Annotated in this window: 15 protein-coding genes; 14 read left to right on the top strand and 1 reads right to left on the bottom strand. The window is 65.3% G+C overall.

Features of this window, described 5'->3' with window-relative positions; translation table 11 throughout:
• Nucleotides 1–15: 15 nt before the first annotated feature.
• From OG300_RS41665 to OG300_RS41655, 3 genes are all read left to right on the top strand, one after another.
• Nucleotides 16–330: a hypothetical protein gene (locus tag OG300_RS41665; protein WP_331723073.1), complete on the top strand. Its 315-nt coding sequence runs from the start codon at nucleotides 16–18 to the stop codon at nucleotides 328–330.
• A gap of 12 nt (nucleotides 331–342) precedes the next feature.
• On the top strand, nucleotides 343–2,889 hold the full coding sequence (locus OG300_RS41660; RefSeq protein ID WP_331723072.1) for a hypothetical protein: 2,547 nt from the start codon (nucleotides 343–345) through the stop codon (nucleotides 2,887–2,889).
• Between the two features lie 104 nt (nucleotides 2,890–2,993).
• Nucleotides 2,994–4,844, top strand: coding sequence for a type VII secretion target (locus OG300_RS41655; protein ID WP_331723071.1), 1,851 nt, complete (start codon nucleotides 2,994–2,996; stop codon nucleotides 4,842–4,844).
• Nucleotides 4,845–4,943: 99 nt separating this feature from the next.
• Here OG300_RS41655 and OG300_RS41650 read toward each other — a convergent pair whose 3' ends face one another.
• The gene (locus OG300_RS41650) at nucleotides 4,944–5,984 is read right to left on the bottom strand and encodes a hypothetical protein (protein WP_405498987.1); all 1,041 of its coding nucleotides are present in this window, start codon (nucleotides 5,982–5,984) and stop codon (nucleotides 4,944–4,946) included.
• Nucleotides 5,985–6,075: 91 nt separating this feature from the next.
• On the opposite strand from OG300_RS41650, the gene OG300_RS41645 reads away from it, so the two are divergent.
• The 11 genes from OG300_RS41645 (at nucleotide 6,076) to eccD (ending at nucleotide 21,545) form a co-directional block, all read left to right on the top strand.
• Nucleotides 6,076–7,104, top strand: a complete 1,029-nt coding sequence (locus OG300_RS41645) for a C40 family peptidase (RefSeq protein ID WP_405498985.1) — start codon at nucleotides 6,076–6,078, stop codon at nucleotides 7,102–7,104.
• A gap of 466 nt (nucleotides 7,105–7,570) precedes the next feature.
• Nucleotides 7,571–9,331 (top strand): type VII secretion AAA-ATPase EccA, encoded by a 1,761-nt coding sequence (eccA, locus tag OG300_RS41640; RefSeq protein WP_331723068.1) that lies wholly within the window; start codon nucleotides 7,571–7,573, stop codon nucleotides 9,329–9,331.
• An 82-nt stretch (nucleotides 9,332–9,413) separates the two neighbouring features.
• A complete protein-coding gene (gene eccB / locus OG300_RS41635) occupies nucleotides 9,414–10,952 on the top strand; it encodes a type VII secretion protein EccB (RefSeq protein WP_405498983.1) in 1,539 nt (512 codons plus the stop codon).
• Nucleotides 10,949–14,953: a type VII secretion protein EccCa gene (gene eccCa / locus OG300_RS41630; RefSeq protein WP_331723066.1), complete on the top strand. Its 4,005-nt coding sequence runs from the start codon at nucleotides 10,949–10,951 to the stop codon at nucleotides 14,951–14,953. The genes eccB and eccCa overlap by 4 nt, the downstream gene beginning before the upstream one ends.
• Nucleotides 14,954–15,076: 123 nt before the next feature.
• Nucleotides 15,077–15,412 carry a hypothetical protein gene (locus OG300_RS41625; RefSeq protein ID WP_331723065.1) on the top strand — a complete coding sequence of 112 codons (336 nt, stop codon included), beginning with the start codon at nucleotides 15,077–15,079 and terminating at the stop codon, nucleotides 15,410–15,412.
• A 36-nt stretch (nucleotides 15,413–15,448) separates the two neighbouring features.
• Nucleotides 15,449–16,789 (top strand): PPE domain-containing protein, encoded by a 1,341-nt coding sequence (locus OG300_RS41620; RefSeq protein ID WP_405498980.1) that lies wholly within the window; start codon nucleotides 15,449–15,451, stop codon nucleotides 16,787–16,789.
• A 73-nt stretch (nucleotides 16,790–16,862) separates the two neighbouring features.
• Nucleotides 16,863–17,210, top strand: coding sequence for a hypothetical protein (locus OG300_RS41615; RefSeq protein ID WP_331723063.1), 348 nt, complete (start codon nucleotides 16,863–16,865; stop codon nucleotides 17,208–17,210).
• A 35-nt stretch (nucleotides 17,211–17,245) separates the two neighbouring features.
• A complete protein-coding gene (locus OG300_RS41610) occupies nucleotides 17,246–17,545 on the top strand; it encodes a WXG100 family type VII secretion target (RefSeq protein ID WP_331723062.1) in 300 nt (99 codons plus the stop codon).
• 77 nt (nucleotides 17,546–17,622) lie between these two features.
• Nucleotides 17,623–18,456, top strand: a complete 834-nt coding sequence (locus OG300_RS41605; RefSeq protein WP_331723061.1) for an ESX secretion-associated protein EspG — start codon at nucleotides 17,623–17,625, stop codon at nucleotides 18,454–18,456.
• A 36-nt stretch (nucleotides 18,457–18,492) separates the two neighbouring features.
• Nucleotides 18,493–20,013: a MinD/ParA family protein gene (locus OG300_RS41600; RefSeq protein ID WP_331723060.1), complete on the top strand. Its 1,521-nt coding sequence runs from the start codon at nucleotides 18,493–18,495 to the stop codon at nucleotides 20,011–20,013.
• The gene (eccD, locus tag OG300_RS41595) at nucleotides 20,010–21,545 is read left to right on the top strand and encodes a type VII secretion integral membrane protein EccD (protein ID WP_331723059.1); all 1,536 of its coding nucleotides are present in this window, start codon (nucleotides 20,010–20,012) and stop codon (nucleotides 21,543–21,545) included. The genes OG300_RS41600 and eccD overlap by 4 nt, the downstream gene beginning before the upstream one ends.
• The last annotated feature ends 47 nt before the right edge of the window (nucleotides 21,546–21,592 follow it).

The raw sequence follows: 21,592 nt of genomic DNA, 5'->3' as shown, positions 1-21,592 counted from the left end.
TGCGAATGGAACATCATGGCTGACAAGCTCGATATCGATGAACCTCACGAGGTGCTGGCTGCCGCGGACCTGGTCGCCACTGCCTCGACCGCGGCCACCGAACGGCTGTCGAAAGCACTGACCCTGTTGGTACCGCAGGGTGTCGGGTTGTCTCCTCTCGACAGAGACCTCACCGCCACCGCGGGCTGGATCAGGACGACTCTGGCCGAAGCTGTCGCGGGCAATGGACAGATCGTGGCCGATACCTATCGGCACACCGCGGAGGCCGTACAGTCGCTGGCGGCAGTCGACTCTGCCGGTGGTGTCGCGGTCGAGCGGGCCGGCCCCTAGACCGGATCGCCCATGTCTCCTCAGCATGACCATCCGAACTGGCAGGCCATCGTCGGCGACAACTGGCCGAGCATCGAACCCGGATCCTGGAACGGACTGGGATCCGCGGCCCGGGCCGGTGCCTCTGGAGTCGATGTGGCGGGTTACGCGCAGGCGCGGCGTGGTTTCGACGAGCGCGTCCGGGTCAGCGACGGTTTGTCGCCGGCGCGGGACGCGATGGCGGCCGAACAAGTTCGGTTGAATCGTTTCGAAGGTGCGTTGAATGTCGCTGCCGACGTCTTCGATCAGATGGCGGATCTGGTCCGTCGAACACGGAATCGCATTCTCGATATCGCCGACGACGCGGAAGCCCGGATCCGGGCTGTGCAGGGGCGATCGGACGACGGCAGCTCGCCGAAAGAGAAGACCGCCGACATCGTGGCGATCATCAACGCTGCCAAAGATGAGGTCGACCAGGTGATCTCGGACGCGCGGCACGCCGTGGGGCCGAGCGGCTTTCCCAGCTTGGCGGATATCGCGGATTTGACGGGGCGGCCGAATCCAGGGGGCAACGGTACGCAGCCCATCCCTTTTCATCCCTCGGCCGGCCACAACTCTTCCGGCGGGAGGCGCTCAGGTCCTCCGCTTCGTCAGACGGGTTTGCTGGGCGCTGGTTTCGATCCGAATTCCATTGTGTCTCAAAGAGAGTGGGCCTCACCTCACGGGACAGTCGATGCGATGGGGGCACTCGGGCATGGACGGGACGGTTCTCCACGCCTGAATGTTTCAGAGACCGCCGGGGACGCGGGCTCGGTGCCCGCACCTAGCGGCGGCCCGGGAATCGTGACGTCAGGCTCGGACGGGCACGGGTGGCAAACCGAGTGGCCTCGAGCGGATTCCGCGGCCCCGTGGTACCCAGGGGGAGCGGCGGAAGGCGTCACGTCACCGAGTTCTGATCTGCTGCAGCCTGATCCAGGTACCGTAGGGGGCGGACCGATGCCGGATTCGCCAGGATCAGCAGCCGAGTCGAACCCGGGGGATGCCGGCTATCCCAGCGGGGTCGACCCGCATACTTCCACCCTCGATACTGCTTCGCCGTCAGGCGGCGGAGGTTCGGCACGGTGGGATCCGGACACGGGTGGCGACGGTACCCCAACGCCGATCGTCCCGTCTGATGCGCAGTCGTTTCCGGGGCCTTCGCCGATCGGCCCTGTGCTGCCGAGTATCGGCGCTGCCGATATTCGACCCGCTCCGGTTCGTCCCGGACGGGAGGACACGCAAGAGCCCGATTCGCCGTCGATGCGTTCTATTCGGCAATTCGGCCCGGCCGAACCTCCGACCGACACCACGTCGGCACGTGTTTCCAACCCTGTGCCGCGTGTTGCCGCGCCCGGTGGAGCGGGCCGGCCCGCCAACAGCCCGGTCGGACCGACCGCATCGACCGCGGCCACCTCCGCGCATGGCGCAGAACATCATTCGCGCCGCGGGCACGGGCGACCCGATCGACGGGCCGAGTCAGATCCTCGGGTCGTCGTCGGGACAGGTCCCGGCGGTAGCGACGCGAGCGCGGACTCGATTGTGAGCGCTGTCGGCGCGGCCATGGCCATGGCCGCCGGTCCTGGCTTCACGGCGGGCCGAACGGTTGACGGTGAGCTCGTCTTGGCGCGAACCCTGCTGCGCAGCATCCTCGCGGTGGTGGATGACTCGCCGCTGGGGCCGGCATGGTCGGTCGCGGTATTGCGGCATGCCAGGGGTCTCAGTGCTTTCGTGACCTCGAACGAGGGCCGGGGTTGGGTCCCCTCGGGGTTGTATCTGCCGCGCGAGGTCGCGACTCCCTGGGTATGGGAGGTCGCGCGGGAGAGCACTTGGGAAGGACTGGCGGACCCCGCGCGCGTGCTGGTGGAGTTCGCGTTGGCGTGGGGCGCGGGTTCAGATGCGAGTCTCGCGGCGCTGGTGTCGTCCCGGCCGATCGATTCGAGTATCCGCCGAGCCTTCCCTGATCTCCCGATGGCAGAGGCGGTGACCGCCGCGCGGGAGCTGGATTTCTCCACGCCTGCTCCGGGGCGAAGGGATCGGCTCGAAATGACCGCTGCGCCAAGGCTACTCGAACGGGTGGCCGCGGTCCGCGAGGAGGCGATCGCGCGCACACGGCTGGATCTGGCACAGGACGCACATCGGCGGGTGACCACTACGCCCGCGGCGGGATCTGTGGACGAGTTCGGTGCGGTGGCGGCTCGTGTACGTCTGCTGCACACGCTGCTGCGGCGGCGGCCCGTACCCACCGAGTGGTGGGATGAACTGTCCGACACCAGCGATCTGCTGGCTGCGATGATGTTGCCGCTCCAACTGAACACATCCAGTATTCCGGTGGGAGAGTTGCGGATCGATCGCCTGAGCGCTGAATTGGGGCGGTTGCGCGCCTTGACATTTGAACGGCGCTGCAATGAGTTGGTGCTCCTGCTCGCGACCGAACCCGATCGCGTTTCGCTGCGAGACGCTGTCTATGTGCACGGTCAAATCGCAGATCACCCGGCGTTGGCAGAAGTCGGAATACCCATTCGTACGGTAGCCAGACACTGACTGTGCGCCGATCAATTCACTTCCCTCGGATGGGAATGGGTGTATTCCCATCGGAGGGAATGGCCGACAATTAGCGGCGAAGTGTGAAAGGGGTTCGGATCAGCATGCCGGACAGCGTACAAGTCGAACCTGGGGTATTGCGTCGACTCGCAGTGCAACACGAAGAGGTCGCGACTGCGATCCGGGCGTGGGCTGAGCCACCCCACGAGTGGCTCACCGCGTTCCCTGACACCTACGGAAGGATTGCGAGCGCGGTCGAGACGGCGCTGTACGGCTATTACGATGCGCGCCAAAAGGCCGGAATGCAATTGGCCGATCAACATGACCAGACAGCCCTGGCATTGCGCCGCGCGGCCGACGATTATGAGCGGGTCGACCATGAAGGTGCCGCGGCGATCAACCACGGCGGTGACCAGCCGGGCACACCACCACACTCCAACGGCAACGCGCCGGTCACCGGTACGCCGGGCGGAACCGCGAACTCGGCGCCATCGGATCACAGTACTGCCCAACCGGTTTCGGCTCCGCCGACAGTCGCGCCGACCGGGGTTACGGCTGGCGGCCTGGCCGCATCATCCACGGCGCCTACAGCGGGTGGCGCCGATCTCGCCGGGAATAGCGCCGATCTCGCCGGGAATGGCGTCGCGCCGCCCACCGGTGCGGAGGCTCAGAACACGAGCGGATCCGAACCGGTCGCGTCACCTTCTAGCGGCGTCGCGCCCGCTGCGACAGACGGCGGTCCTGGACCATTCGCCGGTGGGGCAATCGGTGCGACGCCCGCAACGCAGGACAGCGGTTCGCCTGCGACGACGGGCGCGGCGTCCACTCAGATGGCCGATGGCGGCGCGGCCGCCCTGCCGATGCCGTCGCCGTTCGCGGCCGCGGTGGCCGCGGCGAAGGACCGGGAGACCGGCACCTCGCACGTGGTCAACGATGTGGTCAACGAGGACCTTGTGCTGGCTCGCGCCCTGCTGGGCGCGGTGCTCGCCGCGGTGGACACCCCGCCGGTGGGTCTGGCCTGGGCTGTATCGGTCATGCGCGGCCCGTCCGGACAGCGAATCCTCCTCACCTCCAACGAGGGTCGTGGCTGGTTGCCTGCCGGTCTGTTCCTGCCCGATGAGGTCTCGACCCCGTGGGCCATTGAGGAACCGATCGACGCTGAGGTCACCGCGGCCTGGGAGGGAGTGGCGGATCCCGCCCGTGTACTGGCTGAATTCGCCCTGGCTCGGTCCCGCGAGTCCGAAGCCCATCTCTCCGCGCTCGTCTCGTCCGGCCCGATCGACGCGAGTCTGCGTGCCGCACTGCCCGACACGGCGATCGACGACCTCGTCGGTCCTTCATACGACCTCGACCTGCGAGTACCGGTCGACGGCACAGTGGACAGGCTCGCGCTGTCCGGATTTACCGCTCCGGAGACCTTGGTGGCGGTGCCGGATTCGGCGATCCGCGCCCGAGAATTGGTACTCGCGTATCGGGCTCACACGACGGCCTCCCGTGGCGTATCCAGCTCCCACGTCGCGACTGTGCGGAGTATGCGCGAGCGCATTCTCAGCACCCTGCAGTCTGGAATCTCTGTCCCCCGCCAACTCTGGGATGATCTGCGTGACGCCGACGACCTGCTCGCGGCCGTCACGCTGTCGCGGCGGGTCGATGTCGGCCGGGTCGACCTCGGCGGACTGCGCGTGGATACCGAGGCGGAAGCCCTGCGCGCGTTGGTCTTCGAGCGTCGGGCGAACGAAATCGTTTTGCTGCTGGCGGGCGATCCGACTCGCCAATCTCTGCGCGACACGGTGTACGCACACGAGCAGATCGTTTCTCACCCCGGTGCCGGTTCGGTGGCAGCGTCCACCCCGAGCGTCGGCCACGGTGCCGTGGTCGTTCCTGTTGTCGCGGGACCGCCGGGGGGTGTCTCGGTGGCCGGGCCGACGGTTGTTCCGACACCGGAATCTTCGTAATTCCTTGCGCCACAGTGGACAGTGGCGAGGCCGAGTCGCTGTCAGCGACTCGGCCTCCATCGTATTATGCGGCGCCGCTGGGACATCAGCGCCGTTCGCTCACGTCGGTGCGGGTGCGGCAGCCGGTTTGGCGGCGTCAGGGGCCGCGGGGGTGGCTTTGGCCGCGTTGGGGTCTGACGCGGGCGGCAGGCCGGCTACCTGAGGAGGTTGGACGGACGGGACGGCCTGCTGTGCGGCCGGAGCGTCGGTCGCGGCGGGTTGTGGCGTGGTGGGCTGCCCCCCAGGTGTCTGGCCGTCAGGATGCTGGGGGTCGTTCTGGCCCTTGCCCTTGTCGTCGGGTTTGAGGAGTTTGGCGACCTCGGACACGAGAGGGATCGCCATCACCGGAAGCATGGCCAAGGACGAGAGCATGCTGCCGATGCCACTGTCGCCACCGCTGGTGGATCCCCCGCCGGTGGATCCACCAGCGGTCGTGGAGCCCGATGTGCCCTGGGTTGTCGGATCAGTGCTATTCGGATCTCCGCCGGCACCGCTGCCGTCACTGCCGGTGTTGCTGCCGCCGACCATCGCCGCATTGTCTTCCGCGACGCTGGCGAGTCGTTCGTACACCGCATCGACCGCTTCGGCGATCTCACTCATGATCGTCGACTCTTCTGCCGGCTTCGGTTTTCGCGGACCGATGGCCGCCGCCTTGGTGCCCAGATCGCCGACCAGGTTGCCGACCGTCCTTTCCATCCATGCCAGCGTCTTGTCCTTGTTCGCGGCACAGACCATCGACACCTGAAGTACCTGAGCGTCCAGATCTTGCAGTCGAGCTGCACGGGTCTGCACTGCGTCGAGTGTGCTCTGGTATGCCTGTGTGGCCGTTCCTGAACCGAGGTTCGAGACCACGACTGTGCTCATCAGATCGCTCACCTGCGGTGGGGGCTGGGAGAGTCCGCGGCCGAGCAGGTCGACCGCGGTCTGAATCGCTGTATCGGACAGGGCGACAAAACTTTTCAGCGCTGTGGACGCGGCGGCAGGCGCAGGCAATGCCGGCACGGTCCAATAGTGCTGGCCGACTCCATATCCGCTGGACGGATCGGATGTGGGGTACAGCGGTTGCGCGACGACCGGTGTCGACTGAGTCGGGTCCGTCACGAGCTGTGTGTCCCCGCCCAGCGACGACGACTGAGCATCCGTAGGCACGGTCATATCCGCTGGCACCGCCTCACTGTTGTCTGCTCACCTATTGTCTGATCTTCCCGATTGTGGGAAGCGGTTGTCGTTTTGTTCGTGCATAGTCGAATTCGTTCATGATGGTCGGCGCGATGAAACGTCAAGGCTGGTGGTACGAATGGCGACTGCGTTCACCGACGACCTGAATGGGGTGCTCAAATCTCTTCTGGGCCTTTACGGCACCGATCGCCCCGATCCCGCTCGCGCGCTCATTGTCGAGGCGACACCTGCGCGTCCCGGTGCGTTCGCGGGCGCGCTCGAAACCGGATACAGCGGTGCCAGTGGCATGCAGCTGTCGGTGGCCGACACGCACGCCAACCGTGACGGGTTGGTTGTGCAGACCGTATCCACGTCCGGTGGCGCCACCGTAGCGGGCCGCAATCGGCTGACCGATCAGATCGCAGATCTGCAATCGCGTATCCAGGCCATCTCATCGGTCAGGGACACCAGATTCAGCGTGCCGGCATTGCTGGACGCTGCCCAGATCGCGATCGTCAAGGCCACCGATCAGGTCGACACCGATACGGTCGTCAACCGCAAACTCGCCGCGCAGATCATGCCGGCGGCCACACCACAGCCAGTGAAAGGACGGCGCAACACCAGGTCTCGGCAGACGAGGGTGCGCAGAACTCGGCAGATCCCTCGTTTTCGCTCGGATGGCACCCTGGGCAGCAAGGCGGTCAGCGCCGCGAGTGGTTGGCTGGGCACTCCGTACGTGTGGGGTGGTGGTGGTGCGGGCGGCCCCAGTCGTGGCGGGTTCGACTGCTCGGGGCTGACCCAATACGCGGTCGCGCGGGCCTCGGGCGGGCATGTCGTGCTGCCCCGGACAACCTATGAGCAGATGCATGCCGGCGTTCGAGTGCCGGTATCCGAGGTGCGCCCAGGCGATCTCGTGTTCCCGGCCGGGTCGTTCAGCACCCGCGGACCCGAGCATGTGCAGTTGGCCGCGGGCAAGGGAATGGTGATCGAAGCGCCACACTCCGGCTCGACCGTCCAATGGTCACGCATGTCGAGTGATGCCGTAGTCGTGCGGGTGCTGTGAATTCGCCTGGACTGCCGATCGAAGCGGTATGTCCGGCCTCCGTGCAAGCGGGCGATATGTCCCGATGTTGAGTTGATCGGCACAAGGAAGTCGGCGGCTGTGGGTTGGACGTGGCTTCCTTGTGCCGAACCAGGCTCCGGTTGCGGGGTGGAGTCCCAATCACCCCGTCATGACCCAGGAGGGTCGCGACCCGAAGCCACTCGCGACTGGATGCCGGGTAAATCCCGTCGCGAGTCGGGGCCGTGGGGATGAGGATACCCATCGGTCCCGATCTGGTGTGCCGTCAACTGGCGGCGCACCAGAGTGTGGCATATGTGAGTCGCCTCCAGTGGGCACTGATTCCCATTTCGGGGAAGGTTCGGCGTCGGATCTTCCCCCTGACGATCTTCCCACCGATGGGAAACGCTTCCCGGTCCAGCGTGTCTACCCTCCGTTATGACGGTGATCGGCGGAAGGGAATTCCGAGGTGTCTGCGGCCGAGGATGCGTTTTACACGGGGGTTCAGAGCCTTGGACTGGTAGCGGGGGGAGCGCGGAACGATGAGCATGCTCTGACGGCTCTGCGGGCTGCCACGGGGCTAGATCCGGACATGTGCGATGCCTGGCTGGGCCGGGCGATGGCCGGTGAGATCACGTCGGAGGTGATCTACGGGGCTTATCGTTCGGTGCACAACCTGTATCGGGACCAGCAGCGTGCTGGTCTGCCCGATCGGTCTCTGTGGTGCCAGGTCGATATCGGTATGTATGGGTTGCGGGTGGCCATGGCCGATCGCGATCAGATCGCTCTGGCACAAGCGTGCCAGTACGCCGCGGACAACGAATGGGATGAGGCCTCCGCCATTCTCGATCGCATTCCGCGTGACGATGTCGCCAATTTCGTGCGCCTGTCGTTGTACTTCCGGACTCAACGCTGGCCCGATGTCACCGATTTCCGCTCCCGCAAGCCGATTCTGGAAGACGGGTTGCTGGACATCGCGGCCGAGTTGATGGCGACTCAGGCGCTTGCCCATCAGGGTCGTTTCGGCGAGGCACTGCCGCGTGCTCAGCGCCTCGTGGAAGAAAGCGCTTCTGGCAGTCTCTCCTATATTTGGGCCGATGCTCACTTCCTGCTCGGTATGGTGATGCGCCACAACGGAGATCACGAGGACGCCGACCGAATTCTGAAGAGCTTGCGGAGCTCAGCGCTGTGGCCCGAGCGTCCAGAGTGGCAGAAGGCGGTGGCGGACAAGGCGTACCGCTTCGAGGTCACGACCGCCGATGTGCTCGCGACCCGTACGAACCGCTGGGACCCCAAGTCCGGTGATGATCCGACCGAGGCCGCTGCCACGGCAGCCCGCTCCGAGCGCGAGTCCCTGCTGTCCGAGGCCTCGGATCTGTTGCAGGCGCAGATCGGAATGGCCTCGGTGAAGGAGCAGGTAAACCGGCTCAAATCCGGTGTCCTCATGGACCAGGTGCGTGTGAAACGTGGTCTGGCCGTAGAGTCCCGCTCTCATCACCTGATCTTCTCTGGACCGCCGGGCACCGGCAAAACCACCATCGCGCGGGTGATCGCGAAGATCTTCGCAGGTCTCGGCGTGGTCGAGAACGCCGAGGTCGTCGAGGTATCCCGCACTGACATGGTGGGTACGCATCTGGGCCATACCGCGCCGAAGACCAACGCGCTCATCGATTCGGCGTTGGGTGGTGTGTTGTTCATCGACGAGGCGTACACGCTTATCCAAGAGGGCCTGTCCGGTGGTGACGCGTTCGGCAAGGAAGCGGTGGATACGTTGCTGGCGCGTATGGAGAACGACCGCGACAAGTTGGTGGTGGTGATCGCCGGTTACGAGGATCAGATCGATCGCTTCCTGGCCTCGAACGAGGGCCTCGCGTCGCGTTTCACCAAACGCATCCGGTTCGCCAGCTACGACGCGGACGAACTTGTTCGGATCGCGGATCATATTGCGCACAAGAAGGATTCGATTCTTGCGGCGTCGGCGCTCGAGGTGCTGCGCGAGCGCTGTGAGCAGCTGGCCTCGCAGACCCGGAACGGACGTCGCCGGATCGACCTGGTCGGCAACGGTCGCTTCATCCGCAATGTGCTGGAATCCGCCGAAGCCGAGCGTGACTATCGCTTCACGCGCGAGGACGCCGATGTCGCCCAGATGACGGATGAAGAGCTGATGACGATATCGGCGGACGATATCGCGGCCGCGCTCGAGGGTTTGGCTCCCACCACCGTGGGCTGAGGGACGGCATGGTCGGATGGCTCATCGAGCGAGAGGTACGGCGGTTTCTCCTAAAAGCACAGGGGCGGCCCGCTTTCGGGTGGTGACCAAGCACCAGATCTCGGGCTGGCGATTTTTGTTCAGGCGGATCGAGCACGCGCTGATCCGGCGGGACGCGTCGATGCTCGACGATCCACATCGGGGCCGTTCCACCGCGCTGTCCATCGGCGTGGCGCTGGCCTGTGTCGTCATCGCCGGCTCGGCCGCGCTGGCGTTCTTCAAACCCGCCAAACAGGTGGGTGAATCGCACGTCGTCGCGGACAAGGACACGGGCGCGCTGTTCGTGCACATCAACGGGAGACTCTTTCCGGCGCTCAATCTGACCTCGGCGAGGCTCATCGCCGGTGCGCCGGAAGATCCGATCGGCGTGTCTCGCGACGAACTGTCGAAGTATCCGCGCGGGCCGTTGGTCGGTATCCCCGGCGCACCTGGAAGTATCGTCAACTCTGGTGGCCAGGACTCATTCTGGTCGGTGTGTGACAGCACACGCACCGGCGCGGCGGCGCCCGTCGATCAGAACACCGGCCTGCCTTCCACCATCTATTCGCCGGTGAGCACGTTCGCGATCGGCAGCCCGCTCACCGTCGATGGCGACACGACCCGCCCGCTGGTTGCGGGGGAGGCGCGACTATTGCGGGAGAGCTCGACCACCTGGTTGATCTACTCCGATCATGACCGCGGAATAGTCCGTGCCGCAATCGATCTCAGCGATACAGCGGTCACGATGGCGCTGGGCATCGACGCGACGGCACAGGTGATGCCCGCTTCGAAGGGATTGCTGGGGGCGATCCCGGAGGTGCCGCCGATCAGGGTGCCGGATGTGCCCGGCGCCGGTCAGACCGTGACGCTCGCCAGCGGTCTCATAGTCTCCGTGGGGTCGATTCTGACGGTGTCGACCTTGGACCACGGGGCCGCCTATTACTTGGTATCCCAGTCAGGCGTGGTTCAGGTGGGTCCCGTGCTGGCGGCGATGGTTCGCAACGCGAACGCGCACGGGGCGGTGTCGACGACGACGGTCGGCCCCGACATCATCAGTGCCAACCTGAGACCGGGGGACTGGCCGGGCACCGCGTCCTATCCTGTCGCGACCGTCCGGATTCTGGACGCGCAGCGCTTCAATGTCACCTGCTATCGATGGTCGCGCGGTGGATCGGATTCGAGTGCGGCGACAGGTCTGCTGGTAGGCCGGCAGTTGCCGCTGGACGGCGACGAACAGAACAGTACGGTGCCATTGGTGACGTCCACCGGGTCGCACGGCAGTACCGCGGATGCGGTCTATCTGCCTCGCAACACCGGTCGATTCGTTCGAGTCACCGGTGCCGACCCGGCCTCGCCATTGCGTGAAGCGCTGTTTTGGATCTCCGACAGCGGCGTCCGCTACGGCATCGAAGCCAATCTCGGCAATGCTTCGGCGGATCCCACATTGACGGCACTGGGCCTGCGAGATCCGATCCCCGCGCCATGGAACATCGTGTCGCTCTTCGCGGTAGGGCCGACGCTGTCGCAGAAGGACGCGTTCGTTCAACATGATGGAATCGCCACGGACAAGGCCGCCTCGACGCTGCCTGGAGGGCAACGATGACCACCACTCGTCGGTTTGTCCGTCCGGCTCGGCCGCCGCGCGGTCCGAAGGCTCCGGCGGTGACGGAGCTGCGCCTGCAGCCGCCCACAGAGTTGCCGAAACCTGTTCCGCCATCCCGGATTCGGATGATCATGCCGGTGATCATGATGGCCGGGATGGGCGGAATGATGGTCATGATGTTCCGTAGCGGCGGCTCGGTGTCGCCGATGTCCATGTTCTTTCCGGTCATGATGATCGTGTCGATGTTCGGCATGGTGGGTGGCGCGCTCGGCGGCAGTGGCGCTGGCGGGTCGGCCGCGCTGAACGAGGAGCGCAAGGACTATCTGCGGAGCGTCGCCGACAATCGTCACGCTGTACTGCGGTCCGAGACAGATCTGCACGCCTATCTGCATTACATCCATCCGGGGCCGGTGGAGATCGGACGTCTCGTCGGCAGCGTCCGAATGTGGGAGGTCCAGGTTTCCAGCCCGCAGTTTCTGCGGGTTCGGGTGGGACGCGGCCGCATCGCCAATCAAGTACGCGTGATCGTGCCCGAGGCGGCGCCGCTGCAGGACTTGGACCCGGTCGGCGTTGTGGAGGTGACTCGATTCGCCAAGGCATACTCGACAGTCGGTGGGATGCCGGTGGCGATCAACCTCCTGTCGGCGCCGGAGATAGGACTCGACGGCGACCCGGCGGCGACGGCCGCCCTGGTTCGCGCCATGGTCGCCGAGGCGGTGGTGCTGCACGGCCCTGATCAGCTGGGTGTGGCGGCGGTGCTCTCGAACCCCGAAGCACCGGAGTGGGATTGGTTGAAATGGTTGCCCCACACGCAGCACGCCGACGAGACCGACGCCATCGGATCGGGCCGGATGATCTATTCCACGGTGGCCGAGTTGCGCGCCAAGGTGCTGGCCGGGCTCAACCGAGGTCCCTTCTCGGTCAACAGCCAGCCTTCGCTGGAGCGCAGGCATTTCCTGCTCATCTCGGGCGTCACCGGAAGCACCAGTGAACGTGAGATCGCCGGGATCGACGGGTGCACCTGGATACGGCTCGGCAGTACCGAACAGCCGCTACCGCGAGCGTTGCGCTTCACGGTGGAGGCGGACCGCTCGCTGTTCGAGTTGACCGCGCGCGGGCGGCGGCGAGTCGGCGACGCGGACGCGATGTCTCCCGGTGCGCTCATCGGCCTGGCTCGCCGTCTGTCGCCGTACCGGCTCTCGAGTGTGGTCGAGGCGATGACCGCGGAACAGACCGTCGGTACCTCGTGGGAGGAGATGGTCGGTATCCCCGATCCGGGAGACTTCCGTGTGGATCAGTACTGGGTGCCGCGCCGCGATGCTGATCGCACCCGGCTCAACATCCCGTTCGGCCACGATCCGATGGGTGGGATCGTGCACCTGGACATCAAGGAGTCCTCCGAGGAGGGCATGGGACCGCACGGCATGTGCATCGGCGCCACTGGTGCCGGCAAGTCGGAATTCCTGCGTTCCCTGGTGCTTTCGGCGGTGTCGACTCACTCGCCGGATGTCCTCAACCTGCTGTTGGTCGACTTCAAAGGCGGCGCAACCTTTCTCGGATTCGACAAGCTGTCGCATGTGACGGCGGTGGTGACCAACATGGAGGAGGAGGCCGACCTGGTCACCCGCATGGAGGACGTCATCAATGGTGAAATGGCCCGGCGACAGCGCATTCTGCGCGACGCCGGGAATTTCGCCAGCGTCTCCGACTACGAGCGCGCGCGCGAGCAGGGCGCCCGGTTGGATCCGTTGCCCACGCTGCTGATCATCCTCGACGAGTTCGCGGAACTGCTGGAACAGCATCCGAACTTCTCGAAGCTGTTCGTCGCCATCGGCCGGCTGGGCCGTTCGTTGCGCATCCACCTGCTGCTGGCATCACAGAAGGTGCCGGCCAACCGCATGGGCGAGCTCGAGGCGCATCTCTCGTATCGAATCGCGCTGCGCACCAACCAGACCAGCGACTCTCGTGACGCGATCGGAACCGCCGACGCCTACCATCTGCCGAAGAAACCCGGTGCGGGATATCTGCGAGCGGGTTCGGGCGACCTGCAGCGCTTCCAGGCGGCCTACGTCGGCGCGCCCTACAGCGCGCCGGTCCGTGCGGCCTCACAGAGCACACAGCGAGCGCGCCGCGCCGGAAGTGGCTACCGGCCGCCGACCCGATTCACTGCCACGCCCGTGGCGGAACAAACCTCGGCCCTGCCGGAACCCGAGCCCGATGTGGAGATCGTTGCCCCGGAGGGGGAGCCGATCACGATCATGGACACGGTGCTGCACGAGCTGTCGGGACACGGGCGACCTGCCCATCGAATGTGGTTGCAGCCCTTGGGTATTCCTCCGACACTGGACCGCTTGGTGGAGGCTGTGCAGCCGGGCACATTGCAGTTGCCATGGGCGCTGGTGGACAAGCCGCGCCAGCAGCGCCAGGACATCTGGACGGTAGACCTGTCGGGGGCGGGTGGCCACGTCGCCATCGTCGGAGGGCCTCAGTCCGGTAAGTCCACCGCGCTGCAGAGCTTGATCTTGTCCGCGGCGCTCACCCACTCCCCGGAGCAGGTTCAGTTCTACTGCCTCGACTTCTCGAGTGGGCTGTCGGGCCTGCGCTCCCTGCCTCACGTCGGGGCGGTGGCCTCGGCGCGCGACAGCGACCGCGTGCGGCGCACCTTCGCGCTCATCACGAATCTGATAGCGAGTCGCCAGTCGCTGTTCGCGGAACTGGGCATCGACAGCATGCGGGATTTCCGGCGCCGACGCGCGGTGGCGGCGGAGTCGGCGCAGCTGAGCGCGCGTGGCGACCTGCACGGGGATGTCTTCCTGGTGATCGATGGCTGGGATGTCGGATTCTCACCCAGCGGACCATATTTCGACGAATACCTCCCGGTGGTCGAGTCCCTGGCGTTGCAGGGCCTGAACTTCGGGATTCACCTGGTGATCAGCAGTTCGCGGTGGGCGGCGATCCGCCCCGCGGTGAAGGATCTGCTGCAGACTCGACTGGAGATGCGACTGGGCGATCTGACCGACACGGTCTTCATGTCGCATCGTCAGATCGTGGCCGCGATTCCGGCCGATCGGCCGGGCCGCTGTGTCTCAACCGACGCATTGCATATGCTCACCGCGTTGCCGCGCATCGATGGCATCGGTGATCCTGAGACGGCGAGCGTCGGCCTGAACGCGGCGATCGAGATGCTCACCAGCAAGTATCGTGGCCGTCGAGCGCCCGAGGTGCGGCTGCTGCCTGGCCGGATCAGTCTCGCGGAAATCAGCGTCGGCCTTCCCGCACCGGTGTCGCTGGCAGAGCGCCTGGTGGTTCCGTTCGGGGTCCGTGAGTCCGATCTCGGGCCTGCGGCGATCGACTTCGGGGTCTCCCCTCATCTGGTCGTGCTGGGGTCTTCGAGTTGTGGCAAGTCGACGGTGCTGGCGGCGCTGCTGGAATCCATTCGTCGGCGTTTTTCTCCCCAGCAGGCTCAGGTCCTGCTGATCGACTACCGTCGTCGGCACTTGGATGCGGTGCGCGAGGAACAGCTCCTCGGGCATTTGACCAACGAGCGTGATCTCACTGAGGGGTTGCCGGCGTTCGCGGCGAAAATGCGCAGTCGGCGTGCCCCTGTCGGAGTCACCTCGCAACAGCTCAGGGACCGTTCTTGGTGGCAGGGGCCGGAGATATTCGTAGTCATCGACGACTACCACATGGTCGCGCAGCGTGGTCAATTGAACCCGCTCGATTCGCTCAAGGACATCATTGTCGACAGTCGCGATACCGGCTTGCATGTCATCGTGGCGCGCAATATCGCACAGGCTGACACGGCGATGTACGACAATGTGCTCGGACAGATCAAGAACTTGAACTCCTCGGGCCTCATCATGGACGGTTCGAAACTCGACGGCATTCTCATCGGCGACGTCAAGGCGATGAAACAACCGGTGGGCCGCGGCATTCTCGTGGAGCCTCTGCATTCTCGCCGCGACTTGGTCCAGGCCGCCGTCACGTCGGAAACCTCGTGAGATGAACGATATTTTCGTGCTCTGAGCAGCAGTTCAACTCTCTTTCCCAACGGTGGGAATGAAATAACGTTGGTGTTGCACCGGCTCGATTCGAGTCGGCAAACCGTCGTTAGGAGATGAACCATGAGTCTCGAAGTCATCCCCGAGGAACTCCCGGTCATCAGTGCTGCTCTCCTATCCCACCAAGCCAGCCTGACGACCGTGCTCGGCGCCCAGGAGCTCCCCGCGATCGTGGGCGCCACGACCGCCATGGTGTCGCAGTGTGATGAGGTCAGTCAGTCGTTCTGGGGCGACCTTCTCGGCTACCAGCAGCTGTTCCTCGGCGCTACGACCGAGGGCATCGCGCATTTGGTGGCAGGAGCCAATGTGCTCATTCCGGTTGGTCTGGACTACGCGACGAGCGATGTCTCCGGCGGTGCCGGAGTCGGCGCGGCTGGTTCGCGAGTGTTGACCGTCTGATTCCTATTGTCGGCTCGGATGGTTCGGAGCATCGCCATGATTCCCATTGATCCCTCAGCGGGTGTACCCGAGGTGATCGCCGCCCGGGTGCTCGCGGCACCGTCGGCGGCTGTGGTGGGGACAGTCGCCGCCGCGTACAACGCGATGTCCGGCGCGCTCGGTACAGCGGCGAGTGGCTCGGACGGGTCGATGAGCGCCATGTCGGTGACCTGGACGGGGCCATCCTCGGATCGCGCCCAGTCCGCGTTCAAAGTCCATGCGGACTGGCTGCGGACGCAAGCGGCGAAGTCCGCTCAAGCCGGTGCGTTGCTGAGCCAGGTGGCCGAAGCCACCGCGTCCGTGCAGGCGACGATGGCCGACGTGCTGGTCGAGTGCGCGGCCATCGATCTCGCTCGACCCGCGGCGATGGCTGTGGACGTGGTCGGAACACGCGGAGCGGCGATGGCGGCGCTCGAGGTGGCGTACAACGTCCAGCGGGTCAAGGCGATCGTGGCGATGGCCGGTTACTCGGCCATCACAACCGCCGCGATGGCCGCGATGCCCGCACCGAGCGCGGCACCGACCATTGTCGGCGGCGGGAGCCTCGCCTCGAATCCTGTTGGCAATTACGACACTTCCCCATTCCCGCACAGCCTTACATCGGGGCCGAACCCGACACCGGTGAAGCCGGTGCCGATCGGTAAACTTCTGGACCGCGGCCCGATCGGAGAGAATCCGGTCCACCCGCCGAATCCGATTGGGACGCAGCCCGATCCCCCCGGACCGGGCCCGGGCCCGAACGGTGGCGGGCAGCCGACCACTCCCTCGCCGGGTCCTGTGGATCCCGGGCAGTCTGCTGCCGGGCAACAGGCTCCGCCGTCCGCAACGGATTCCGCCAGGGATGCCGGTGCGCAGAATCCGGCGACGAATGACGGTCAGGGCGGCTTCTACGGCACTTCGCCGAACTCGAGCACTCTGTCCGGCCTCAACGGAGGAGTGGGCAGTGCCGTCCCGCTCAGTATGGTCCGGGGTGGTCTGGGCACCATGGCCGGCAGTGCGACCGGCTTCCGGATGCCGGCGAATTGGAAGCTCTCCGCGGCAAAGACTTTCGGGGCGGGTGCTCCCGCGGCGGAGTCGGCGCAACCGGCTCCGGCTCGTACCGCGCCCCGTGGCGCGAGTGTGTCCGGTGCTCGCCGTCGTCGTCGCGACGAGGAAACCAGATCCGGCAGAGTCTTCGCCCCTGGAGAACCGACGGATGTGCCGACTCTGGAACAGGAACCCGCGATCGGTGTCATCGAAAACGCGGACGCGGACGACTACCGGGTCTCGGCCTCGGAAAGCCTGCTTGCTGTCGCTGCGCTCGGGCACGACGCAGACTGGTCGGATCCTTTCGACTGATCCGACCACACCCCGCACGTCCTCGGCCATATGCCGAGGCCGACATTGAGATCGACCGCGAAAGGAACGCGAGATGAGTATCTACACCGGTGATCCCGCACGGCTGCAAAGTTCGGCGAACAGCACCACCCAATGCCTCAACGAGCTCGAGAACCAGCTCACTGCCTTGAGCAACGTCCAGGATGACCTCCACCAGGCCGTGGTCAGTGCCGGCACGGGAGCAGCAATTTACAACACTCTGGGCGATGCCTGGCAGAAGGGCAAGGCGCTGGCCGGCACCCTCGGCGACATTGTCACCCAGCTTTCACAGACCGGTGTGCGGGTCGACGCTCAGGACATCGAGAATGCATCGCATGTGAATTCCTCGGTCGGCGGTTGGAGTACCAGCGCGGCCGCCGGAATCAACCTCGACCGAGTGTGACTTAACTCTTAAATCCCGGAAAGGATCGAATTCCAATGAAATACGATTTCGCCGCAGTAGATATCCATCATGCAACACTCGGGGCAATTATTGCCAACATGGAGTCGAATTATCAGAACATGGTAACGCTGAAATCGCAGCTGCTGAGCGATTTTACCGGTTCCGGTGCTACTGGTTATCAGACGGTCATGGACGCCCTGGGCCGGAAACTGGATGAGTATCACACAAGTATGCAAAGCGTCAAAGGTGCCATTGCTCAAACGGCCTCGTCTCAGGGTCTGATGAAAGTCACCGACGTCAACAATGGCAATCGCTTCTACGCCATCGGTGGGTAACTGGTGCCGCCCGCCCGTTCTGCCCCGGGTATGACGGCCGGGCTGCACCCTCATCCCTTCCGGCTGATGGCGGTCGGATGAACGAGGAACCGGTGGCAATCGATCTGAATGTCGATTCCGCCCTGATGCTCAAGCATATGGCCGGTCTCGAGGATTATCCTCTGGTCTTGGCGCTGATGCCGAACATAACTCGGATCGCCGACCGTGAGCGGGTATGGGCGGCAGTCGCCACTGACTTGACCAAGCAGGGCATTATCGACGGCGATCGCATTCACCCCGTGATCGAGCACTGGCTGCGCTGCCTGGAGCGCCCAGATGCCGAATTGGTGGCCCGCATCATCGTCCCCGAACCCGGCATGCCGACGCACGGTGCGATGTTGAGGTTATCGCTGGTGCGTGCAGGTGACACGCACGTACTGGCGTTGCGCTGTGATGACCATGTCGTCATTCAAAGGGTGTTCGCAGACGGTGAGCGGCTGGACATGCTCACGGCGGTGCTTCTCGAGGCGCTCGGCCCCGCGGCCCCGCTGGATTTCAGTCCATTCACCGTCGCGGAGGAAGACCTGGCCACCATCCCCGCGGATTCCGATGAGCGGCGGCGCGCCTTGGCGGAGCTGGGGGCGCTACCGCATACCGCGAGTTTGCTGACACGAGCCGCGGCGGAAGCGACGAGCCGGGCCGAGGTGCTGATGGTCGAGTATCACGACGACGACAATTCCACCGATCACGAGCTGTGCCTGAGTGTGTACGACACGCCTTCCGGTCGCTTCGTCGCGATACCCGCGCGATCGCTCGATGGCCGGATCCTGTCGACCTATATGCCGGGTGACGCGGTCAACCTCCACCTGGGGGTACGGGCTCTTGTCGACCTCCTGCCCGCCCGCAATTGGTATGTATCCAGCCGAATGTGACTGGCCTTCCGGTGTTTTCGAGAGGATGAGTGGGAAGTGGATCAAGCACCGAGCAACGGTGAAGCCGTGGCTTCCACGCAGGGACGCCTTGGCTACGAGGCCTATTTCGCACAGCTCCCGGAACCGCAGGAAGACCGACAGCGGCGCTACGACCCCTCTCATGCGCCGGAGTCCGGATCCGAGCCGGACACGCACACGGCGGCGGCAACGGCCGAGACGGCGGCACGACATGTGGTGAGCGCCGAGCCTGGTGTGACAGAGCAAAGTTCGATTCCCATGTTGGCTGCATCGGCGCCCCTGATCGGCGAGCCGCCCTTTACTTCCCTTCACACGATCGATTTGGGAAACGTGTCGAAGGAGAATGAATCCCAGTCCGGTTCGCGGTCCGCCGATGGCGCACACGCGGTACACGGTGGCGCGCGGGCGTACTCGCGACAACACAGCGTGACCGATGCACATGCCGGCTCGGCAGCGCCGGGCGCCACCGCGTCGCAGGCGGGTCGCCCGCAACCACCTTCTGCTCTGTCTGTCCGTGCCGACGTCGCGCCCACCGCGGCGAACCGGGTCGGCGGCACCGACATCGAGCAGACCGGGATGCTCCCCATCGCGTTGACATCGGCCGAACTGCTCGCCGACATCGCCGCGAGCCGGCAAGCACAGCTGAGGTCGACCAGCGGTGTTCGGGGCGCGCTGAACAGAGTCGGATTCAATTTGGGACTGTCGCAGACCGAGCAGCAGACCGAGAGTCGGCACGCTCGAATTCGAAGGCAGCTCAACACGCCTTACCAGATCGCTGTGCTGAGTGTGAAGGGCGGAGTGGGGCGTACCACCACCGTCTCGGCGCTGGGCTCGACGTTCGCAGGGCTTCGCCCGGATCGCGTGGTCGCCGTCGACGCCAATCCCGACTTCGGTGATCTACCCAGCCGCAGCAGTCGGCACCCCTTCGGCCTGACGCTGCGTGACCTCGCGCAGGCGACGAAACTTGAAGCCTATTCGGCGGTCCAGTCGTTCACCTCGATCGCGAACTCGGATCTCGCCGTGGTCGCCTCGCCCTGGTCGCCGTCGTCGGTGGAGGCGCTGTCCGGAGCCGAGTATCTCAGCGCTGTGGGCGTGCTCCGAAAGCATTACAACCTGATGCTGATCGATTGCGGCACAGGCGTTCTGGACTCCGTGACCGCGACGGTACTGCGGACGAGCGACGCAGCGGTGGTCGCGACACCGGCGACTGTGCGAGGGGTGACAGGAGCGGTCGCCACGCTCGAGTGGTTGAACAGGCACGGACTCCATCGGCTGGTGGCGTCCTCGATCATCGCGATCGTGCATCAGCAGTCGACCAAGCCCGTTGTCGAGGTGAACCGGATCGAGGAACTGTTCGACTCCGCGAATCACTCGACGTTCCAATTGCCCTATGACGAGCATCTGGCCGAAGGCGGCGAGATCGATCTGCGGCTTGTGCAGAAGGACACCGCGCTGGCATTCGAGGAACTCGCGGCTGCGCTCGCCGACGGCTTCCCAGCCGAATCGGTAGGTCAGCAAAAACTGGGAGGCCACTGGTGAGCACCGCGGTAGCCCCGGTTTCCAATCCGACCGGGGTACAACAGCCTGCCGAGGTCGCGCGGGTCCGGGTCGCGATCATGATCGCCCACTATCAGGTCGATGTGGTGATGCCGACGAAGTTCAGTGTCGAGACCTTCATCGATGACCTGCTGGCGGTTCTGGCCTCGGCGATCGACGACGAGTCGGTGGAGTTCACTCCCATCGCGGGCCAGTGGACTCTGGCCCAGCCCGGCATGCCACCCATACCCCGATGGCGGACACTCGCCGACTACGACGTCGTCGACGGCGCGGTGCTGATGTTGACCACCGTCGAATCCACCGAGATTTTCGTCCCGGTCGTCGAGGACATCACCGATGCCCTGGCTTTCATCAATCAGCGTGAATTCGGCGAATTCGACTCCGGCACTGCAGCTGTGGTTGGGCATGTAGCGCTCGCACTCGGTGCCTTCACCATCGCGGGGTTGCTGTCGTGGTCGTGGAGCACGACAGCGTCCGTGCTGTGGTGCGCGGTCCCGGCGCTCGTACTCGGCGCATTGTGCTGGTTCGGTGCAGAGTTTGCGGCCCGGCGCGCTGGGCGCACGAGCGGGGCATTGAGTCTGGCATTGGCAGCGCTGCCGCTGTTGTCCACCGGAGTGGCCATGCTGGTGCCGCCACCGTATGGACATCCCGGGTGGTTCGGCGCGGACAATATCGCCGCAGGGGCGGCTGTTCTCGCCGTGGTGGCCGCTGTCCTCCTCCGTTCGATACGCATCGGGACGCCCGCCTTGATCGCCGCCACCACCGTCGGCATTGTCGGTGCGGTCGCTTCGGACTTGGTTTCCTACCTGGATCTCTCGGTGCGCCAGATCGCCGGCGGGACGGCTCTGGCGGCACTGATCATGTTGACCACCGCGCCGCGACTGGCGGTGGTCGTCGCACGCATCCGGCCGCCGGATCTGCCTGATCCAGGTCGTGAATTGGGGCCGGGCACTCTGACCGACATCTTCGACGCCGAGTCCGTGGCCCCCGAAAGCATCGAGGAGCCGGACGGGCCGGCGGAGCAGCCGTACGATCGGCCCGGTGTCAGGCTGGAAGCCCACGCCCGGCTGGCGGTGACGAGCTTACGTGGTCTGTTCCTCGCTGATTCGCTGCTGCTGGGCTTGTCGGCCGTGCTGGTTATGGCGGCTGAACCAGGGGGGATCCGGGGGATCGTGCTTGCTGTGGCTGTCGCGGGACTGCTGGCGATGCGGGCCCGCTGGCATCCGGATCGTATGCAGGCGGTGACATTGCTCGGTGGTGCTGTGCTCACTGTCCTGGGCATGGCCGCCGTTCTGATCGGCGGCTACGGTAGCGCGCCCGCGCGGGCGACCGTCGTTCTCATGGTCGCTGCGGCCGCGGCAGCCGGATCTGTTGCGGGCGTGAAGCTTCCGGGAATTCGCCTCTCACCGGTCGTGCGCCGTGTCATAGACCTGGTCGAATTCGCGCTGATCCTGGTTGTCCCGGCCCTCGCCTGCTGGACCATGGGCATCTACACCGCGATGCGGGCGATTTGATGCCGGGCGGGGCACGGGCGCTTCGCAGTGGAGGCGGTGTCGCTCTG

It is taken from the genome of Nocardia sp. NBC_00511 (assembly GCF_045161165.1).
Taxonomy (GTDB): domain Bacteria; phylum Actinomycetota; class Actinomycetes; order Mycobacteriales; family Mycobacteriaceae; genus Nocardia.
The sequence above is the reverse complement of the archived record's forward strand: the minus strand, read 5'-3'. Positions and strand labels throughout refer to the sequence as shown.